This is a genomic window from Streptomyces griseorubiginosus, from assembly GCF_017614965.1.
Taxonomy (GTDB): domain Bacteria; phylum Actinomycetota; class Actinomycetes; order Streptomycetales; family Streptomycetaceae; genus Streptomyces; species Streptomyces griseorubiginosus_B.
The window spans coordinates 1-7,694 of record NZ_WVUG01000376.1 but is presented as its reverse complement, the minus strand read 5'-3'; the positions used below and the strand labels follow the sequence as shown (position 1 = coordinate 7,694).

General features: G+C 73.3%; 5 protein-coding genes. 4 read left to right on the top strand and 1 reads right to left on the bottom strand.

All coding sequences use genetic code 11. From position 1 onward, the window contains the following. Positions 1–128: 128 nt before the first annotated feature. Positions 129–2,228 carry an asparagine synthase-related protein gene (locus GRC12_RS39385; protein ID WP_208785267.1) on the bottom strand — a complete coding sequence of 700 codons (2,100 nt, stop codon included), beginning with the start codon at positions 2,226–2,228 and terminating at the stop codon, positions 129–131. A 696-nt stretch (positions 2,229–2,924) separates the two neighbouring features. On the opposite strand from GRC12_RS39385, the gene GRC12_RS39380 reads away from it, so the two are divergent. The 4 genes from GRC12_RS39380 to GRC12_RS39365 all read left to right on the top strand — a co-directional run. Further along, positions 2,925–4,349, top strand: coding sequence for an MFS transporter (locus GRC12_RS39380; RefSeq protein ID WP_133049016.1), 1,425 nt, complete (start codon positions 2,925–2,927; stop codon positions 4,347–4,349). A 59-nt stretch (positions 4,350–4,408) separates the two neighbouring features. Further along, positions 4,409–5,629, top strand: coding sequence for an L-2-hydroxyglutarate oxidase (gene lhgO, locus GRC12_RS39375; RefSeq protein WP_208785266.1), 1,221 nt, complete (start codon positions 4,409–4,411; stop codon positions 5,627–5,629). Positions 5,630–5,674: 45 nt separating this feature from the next. Then, positions 5,675–6,523, top strand: coding sequence for a tRNA (guanosine(46)-N7)-methyltransferase TrmB (gene trmB, locus GRC12_RS39370; protein WP_208785265.1), 849 nt, complete (start codon positions 5,675–5,677; stop codon positions 6,521–6,523). A 50-nt stretch (positions 6,524–6,573) separates the two neighbouring features. Beyond that, positions 6,574–7,694: PrsW family intramembrane metalloprotease (locus GRC12_RS39365; RefSeq protein ID WP_208785257.1), on the top strand; the 1,121-nt coding region annotated here is incomplete at its 3' end.

The window sequence follows — 7,694 nt, the reverse complement described above, 5'->3', positions numbered from 1 at the left end:
CCCCGGACCCCCATCGGCCCTTCGGGCCTCGTCCTCAAACGCCGGACGGGCTGAAGACACACCAACCCCGCCTCAAACGCCGGACGGGCTGAACGCACACCACCCCGCCCTTCAGAGGCACCGTTCCCTCACGCCACGCCCGCTCCCCCGCCCGAAGCCAGCGCGCCCCGTTTCGGAGTGATGCCCGCCGGGACCGCTCGTTGGCGGGCCGGGGTGCCTGTCCAGCAGGTGCCTCGGCGGGCCAGGAGGCGGCGGAGCCAGAGTTCGAGGGAGACCAGGTCGGCCAGGCCGTCCAGGGGTAGGGGCTCGCCCTGTGCCGCCGCGCGCAGGGCCTTGCGGACCACCCTTGCCTCGACCAGACCCGCCTCCGCCAGTAGGGGCGTGCCGAAGAGGGTCATCAGGGAGTCCGCGGCGACTCTCAGGCCGGTGCGGGCGGCGACCGCCGCAGACGCGTGGGACGGGGCGCCCCAGCCGGGCGGGAGGTCCCGTACGCCGGCGCCCTCCAGGACCGTACGGAGGATGTCCGCGCGGGCGCCCGGCTGGACGCGCAAAGCCTCCGGGAGCGTGCGGCAGGCGCGGACGACCTGGTTGTCGAGGAACGGGGCGTGCAGCCGCTGGGAGCGGATCTCGGCCGCCTGTTCGAGGACGCGGAGGTCCGCCGCCTGGCGGGCGAGGGCGGCACGCGCGCGGTGGTCGCCGGGACGTTGGCCCGGGCCCATCCCGGAGCGGTTCGTGGCCGCCTGCAGGCGAACCGATACTTCAGCGAGCGCCTCGCCGGTCAGCCAGCGTGCCGCGGGGCCCGGTCTGGCCCAGGTGAGGGCGGCCAGGGAGGCTCCGACGGCGCCTCCGGGTTCGTCGAAACGGCGCTGGAGGAGGCGCTCGGCGAGCAGTTCGAGGCCCGCCCGGTACGGCGTGCGCGCGAGTCTCCGCGCGGCGCCGTACACGCGCGCGGGGACCATCACGGAGCCGTCCGCCTTGGCGAGGGCGGCGACCGGGCGTACCAGGTGGCGGCGTTTGCGGTCCATCAGGAGGTCGGCCAGCCGGGCGGGGTGGGCGTCGAGGACCTGGCGGGCGCCGTAGCCGGTGAAGTGGTCAGCGCTGCCGGCGGCGAGGCGGGCGCGGTGGCGGGCGGCCGTGACCAGGGACTGGCCCGGTTCGTCGGTCAGCGGGCCGTCCAGGTCGGCGTACGGCAGGGTGTCCTCGCCGCCGGTCACCACCACGTGGTGCAGGCGCGGATTGGCCGCCAGGGCGCCCGCCCGTTCCACCTCCGCCTCGCGCCCGCCCACCACCAGGTCGTTGAAGGTCACCGCCAGCAGGCGCTCGCCCGCGCCCGTGCCGTGGCCGAGGACCGTGCCCGGCATGCCCGGCAGACCGGCGGCCAGGAGCGCGAGGGTGCCCGAGGCGGGGCCGCCGGAGAGGTCGGCGCCGATGCCCGCGACCGGCATGCCGCGTGCGGCACGGCGTTCGGCGGGCCCCATGCCGGGGACGGGGCCGGGGTCCATGTCGACGCCCGGGACGTGCCGCGGTGCCGACAGACGCGCGCGTACCGCCTCCACCAGCGCGTCGCGCACCGCGTCCACCGCGCTGTCGGGGTCTGCGGAGGGCGCCGCCACGGCGAGGGAGGCGACCGGCTCGTAGCCGGCGATCTCGCGCGCCCCGGCGCGCAGGATGAGCGCGTGCCCCGGCGGAATGCGCCGTACGCCGTCGTAGGGGGTGGAGTCGTCCAGGGCCGCCGGCACGTCTGGGGCGGCGAGCAGGGCGGCGAGGTGGCCGAAGTCGAGGTTGGCCTCGATGAGGTCGGCGAGCGGCAGGGCCGCGGTCGCGTACGCCGTGCCGCCGGCCCAGGGGGTGTAGAACACCGGGCGCGCGCCGGCCAGATCGCCGCAGACGGTGAGGCGGCGGCCGACCTGGACGATGGCGGTGTAGCTTCCCGGCCAGGCCGTCAGATGCCGCAACGCGCCCCCGCGCGCCGCGAACAGACCGACCCTCAGTTCCTCGTCGGACGCTCCGCAGGTGCCCAGGACCGCGATCCGGGTCTGCGGGTCGGCCCGCACCACGCGCACCTCGTCGGGGCGCCAGTCGCCGACCGCCCACAGCGGGTCGGGGTCGCCCCACAGGAGCTGGGAGCCCACCGGGTGCACGGTCTCGCCGTCGAATCCGGTCGCCCCCGCGGAACCGATCCCGGCGGCCACCGCGGCGGTGCTGCTCCATCCCACCAACCACCGCATCGACGCCTCCACAGGCTGTGGACAACCAGTGCACCGCACGAACCGGTTCACCATGCTGCCATGAAGAACGCGTGCCGGCGGGGCGGTGGAGCCGCTTATGACCCCCGGAACGCGCCGGGGCGCTCACCTTTGCGGGGAGATCCCGAAGGCGTCAACACCCAGGCGGAAGAAGGTGTCTGCGACGCGAATGCGCCCCCGAAACGCTCCCCGAAAACGCCGTTCGCGCCCTCAAGTACCGTGGTGGGAGCCGTAATCCGGGAAGGAACGCGGGGTCGATTTTCGGCCAAATCCGGGACGCGGGGACAGGTGTGCACACGCTCCGTACATGCTCTGCGCACCGCCATGTCAGGTGCGCAGCCCGGGAGGTGGGATTCACCTCCCGGACCGGTCCGCCGCCCGCGGGGATGTAGGCGGCGGTGTCCCCCAGCCCACTGGATCCAGTACAGCGGGCCGACCCACGCAGCATCCATGGAAGCGCTCCCCCGATGGCCGGAGAAGAGCGCACGGACGGGCGCACGGCCACACGGCGGGGGCACGACGCAACTGCGCGTATCGGACCCGCACTTCAGTACGGACCACAATCCCGCCATCCGGAACAATGCCCCTTAACGCTTGGGATGCGGCGAACTACGCTGGGTTTACGAATGCCGCGTGGTTATGCCAACGCGGCAGCCGTCTGTGTCGAGGGGTGGCGCAATGTCCAGGGAGCAACGCGGGCCGAACGAAAAGCTCGGCGCCGTTCTCGCCCTCGCGGGAATCAGCAACGCAGGCCTCGCCCGACGCGTCAACGACCTCGGCGCCCAGCGGGGACTGACTCTTCGCTACGACAAGACCTCGGTGGCGCGCTGGGTGTCGAAGGGCATGGTGCCGCAGGGCGCCGCGCCGCACCTCATCGCCGCCGCGATCGGCCAGAAGCTCGGCCGCCCGGTACCGCTCCACGAGATCGGTCTGGCGGACGCGGATCCCGCACCCGAAGTGGGCCTCGCCTTCCCCAGGGACGTAGGACAGGCGGTGCGCTCGGCGACGGAGCTGTACCGACTCGACCTCGCCGGGCGCCGGGCCGGCTCCGGCGGCATCTGGCAGTCGCTGGCCGGATCGTTCGCAGTAAGCGCGTACGCGACGCCCGCCTCACGGTGGCTGATAACCCCGGCCGACTCGTCGGTGGCGCGCGAGGCGAACTCCGCGGAGGGCTCGGGCGCACCGCTCAAAGTCGGCCACAGCGATGTGCAGAAGCTGCGGGAGGCCGCCGAGGACGCCAGGCGCTGGGACTCCAAGTACGGAGGCGGCGACTGGCGTTCGTCGATGGTGCCCGAGTGTTTACGGGTCGAGGCGGCGCCGCTGCTGCTGGGCTCGTACTCGGACGAGGTCGGGCGCGCCCTGTTCGGGGCGAGCGCGGAGCTGACCCGGCTCGCCGGGTGGATGGCCTTCGACACCGGGCAGCAGGAGGCCGCGCAGCGGTACTACATCCAGGCGCTGCGGCTCGCGCGCGCGGCGGCCGACGTGCCGCTCGGCGGCTATGTGCTGGCGTCGATGTCGCTGCAGGCCACGTACCGGGGCTTCGGCGACGAGGGCGTCGATCTCGCGCAGGCCGCCCTGGAGCGCAACCGGGGACTGGCCACCGCCCGCACCATGAGCTTCTTCCGGCTGGTCGAGGCCCGCGCGCACGCGCGCGCGGGTGACGCGCAGGCCGCCGGGGCCGCGCTCAAGGCCGCAGAGGGCTGGCTGGAGCGGTCCCGGGAGGGCGACAACGACCCGTCCTGGCTCGGCTTCTACTCCTACGACCGGTTCGCCGCGGACGCCGCCGAGTGCTACCGGGACCTCAAGGCGCCCCGGCAGGTGCGGCGCTTCACGGAGCAGGCCCTCTCCCAGCCGACGGAGGAGTTCGTACGGTCGCACGGGCTGCGCCTGGTGGTCTCGGCGGTCGCCGAGCTCGAGTCGGGCAACCTCGACGCGGCCTGCGAGCAGGGCGTGCGGGCGGTGGAGGTCGCGGGGCGCATTTCCTCGGCCCGCACCACCGAGTACGTGAAGGACCTCCTGCACCGCCTGGAGCCGTACGGGGACGAGCCGCGGGTGGTGGAGCTGCGGGAGCGGGCGCGGCCGTTGCTGATGGCACCCGCATAATGCGACGCGAGGCAGTTTGAACACGATGTCAGTGGCGCAGTGCACTATCGGAGGCGGAGGTGGTGCAGGTGCGGCATGAGATCGCTTACGACTGCGACGTGCTGGTGGTCGGCGGTGGCATCGTCGGGTTGTCGACGGCGTACGCGATCACGCGTGCCGCCCCGGGCACCCGGGTGACGGTGCTGGAGAAGGAGTCCGGCCCCGCCCGGCACCAGACGGGGCGCAACAGCGGGGTCATCCACAGCGGGGTCTACTACCGGCCCGGCTCGCTCAAGGCCCGGTACGCCGTGCGGGGCGCGGCCGAGATGGTGAAGTTCTGCGCCGAGTACGGCATCGCGCACGCCGTCACCGGAAAGCTGATCGTCGCCACCGAGCGCGAGGAGCTCCCCCGACTGCACGCCCTGGTGCAGCGCGGCCGGGAGAACGGGATTCCGGTGCGAGAGCTGGGCGGCTCCCAGATCGGGGAGTACGAACCTGAGGTGAGCGGCCTGGCCGCGATACACGTCGGGACGACCGGGATCTGCGACTTCGTGGGCGTGGCCCGTCAGCTGGCGGACGCCTCGGGCGCGGAGATCCGCTACGGGGCGCGGGTGGAGCGGGTCGACCGGCGCCCGGAGCGCGGGGTCGCCGTCCGCACGGCCGCCGGGGACGTCGTCCGCGCGCGCGTGATGGTGAACTGCGCGGGGCTGTACTGCGACGAGGTGGCGCGGCTGACCGGGGACGACCCGGAGATGCGGATCGTGCCGTTCCGTGGCGAGTACTTCTCGCTGGCCCGGCCCGAGCTGGTGCGCGGCCTGGTGTACCCGGTGCCGGACCCGGCGTTCCCGTTCCTCGGGGTGCACCTCACGCGCGGGATCGACGGAGGCGTGCACGTCGGGCCGAACGCGGTTCCGGCGCTGGCCCGCGAGGGGTACGGCTGGGGTGTCGTACGACCGCGCGAGGTGGCCGGGACACTGGCGTGGCCCGGGTCCTGGCACATGGCCCGGCAGCACTGGCGCTACGGCGCCGGGGAGCTGCGCCGGTCGGTGTCCAAGCACGCGTTCACGACGGCGGTGCGCAGGCTGCTGCCCACGGTGACCGCGGACGACCTCGTGCCGACCGCCGCCGGGGTCCGGGCGCAGGCGGTGCTGCGGGACGGTTCGCTGGCGGACGACTTCCTGATCAAGGAGGGCGCGCGGACCGTGCACGTGCTGAACGCGCCCTCTCCCGCGGCCACGGCCTCACTGCCGATCGGGCGGGAGGTGGCGCGCAGGGCCCTGGCGATGCTGGGCTCGGTGTGAGCCGCCGAAACGCACGGGGTGAGCCGCCGTAAAATCGACCTCACTGTGTCTGACTCCCACACCACCCCCGAACGCGCCGGCAGCGGCGAGCACACCTCGCACGCCCCCGGTGTCTCCATCCGGCACACCCGGGCCAAGGGCGAGCCGCGGTTCCCCGACGGGCCGAAGGCCGATCCGGCCGGGTCGCACTTCGAGCGGCGGATCCGCAGTTTCCAGCCGCGGCGCAGCCGGGTGACCGCGGGCCAGGCGGACGCCCTGCAGCGGCTGTGGCCCAAGTGGGGGCTGGACATCGACGGGCGGCACACCCTCGACCTGACGGAGCTGTTCGGCAACGCGAACCGGGTGGTGCTGGAGATCGGGTTCGGCATGGGCGAGGCGACCGCGCAGATGGCCGCCGCGGACCCGGAGACCAACATCCTCGCCGTGGACGTGCACACGCCCGGCCAGGGCAACCTCCTCAACCTCGCCGACCAGGGCGGTCTGTCCAACGTCCGGGTCGGCAACGGGGACGCCATCATCCTGCTGCGCGAGATGCTGACCCCCGACTCCCTCGACGGGCTGCGCGTCTACTTCCCCGACCCCTGGCCCAAGAAGCGGCACCACAAGCGGCGGCTGATCCAGCCGGAGTTCCTCGACCTCGCCGCCGCCCGGATCCGACCGGGCGGGATCGTGCACTGCGCGACGGACTGGGAGCCGTACGCCGAACAGATGCTCGAGGTACTGACGGCGCATCCGGAGTTCGAGAACACCATGCCCGACGGCGGTTTCGCGCCGCGTCCGGACTTCCGTCCGTTCACCCGTTTCGAGGGGCAGGGGCTGGAGAAGGGACATGTCGTGAACGACCTGCTCTTCCGTCGCGTACCCCATCACGACCAGCCCCTCACCGGCGCCTGAGGCCCGTCGGCCTCCTGCGGGCGGCGCCTTCCCTCGTTAGGGTCAATGCCGTGGCCACGAGTTCCCCGTATCCGACACATCCGCCGCAACCGCCGTACCCCGGCGCTCCCGCGGGCGGGTCGCTCGGGCACGCGCACTGGTGGCAGCGGCGCTCGGTGCGCTACGGCGCGCTCAGCGCCCTGCTGGCCCTCTCGGGGCTGGTCATCCTCGCCCTGGTCCGCCAACAGACCGGCACGGAGGGCTTCCTGGTCGGGCTGGGCCTCGCCGTCCTGCCCGTGCCGCTGCTCATAGCCGCCTTCCGCTGGCTCGACCGGGTCGCCCCCGGCCCCTGGCGCAACCTGCTGTTCTCCTTCGCCTGGGGTGCCTGCGCGGCCGCGTTGATAGCGATCGTCGCCAACAGCTTCGCGACGCGGTGGATAGCGACGGCGACGGCGGATCCGTCGAGCGCCGACACCCTGGGCGCCACCGTCATAGCGCCCATAGTCGAGGAGTCCGCCAAGGCGGCGGCCGTGCTGCTCGTCTTCCTGTTCCGCAGACGTGACTTCACGGGGATCGTCGACGGGGTGGTCATAGCCGGGGTCACCGCCACCGGCTTCGCGTTCACCGAGAACATCCTCTACCTGGGCACCGCCTTCGGCACCGACCAGCTCACCGGTGACCGGGGCATCGCCTCCGTGACGGCCGCGACCTTCTTCGTCCGCATCGTCATGTCACCCTTCGCGCACCCCCTGTTCACCGTGCTGAGCGGGATCGGATTCGGCATCGCCGCGGCGGCGGCCGACCGGCAGCACGTACGGCGGGTGCTGGTCCCCCTGTGCGGGCTGCTGCTCGCGATGGGCATGCACGCCATCTGGAACGGCTCCTCCACCTTCGGCCAGTACGGGTTCTTCGGGGTGTACGCGGCCTTCATGGTGCCGGCGTTCGGGCTGCTGACCTGGCTGGTGATCTGGACCCGGCAGCGGGAGCTGCGGACCGTGCGCGAGGAACTGCCCGCGTACGCGGCCGCGGGGTGGCTGACGCCGGCCGAGCCTTACGCGCTGGGCTCGATGCGCGCGCGGCGGATGGCCCGCGACTACGCGGGGCACCACTTCGGCAAGGCGGGTGCGCGGGCGGTGACGCAGTACGAGGCGTACGCGACCTCGCTCGCGTTCCTGCGGCACCGGGGGCGCCG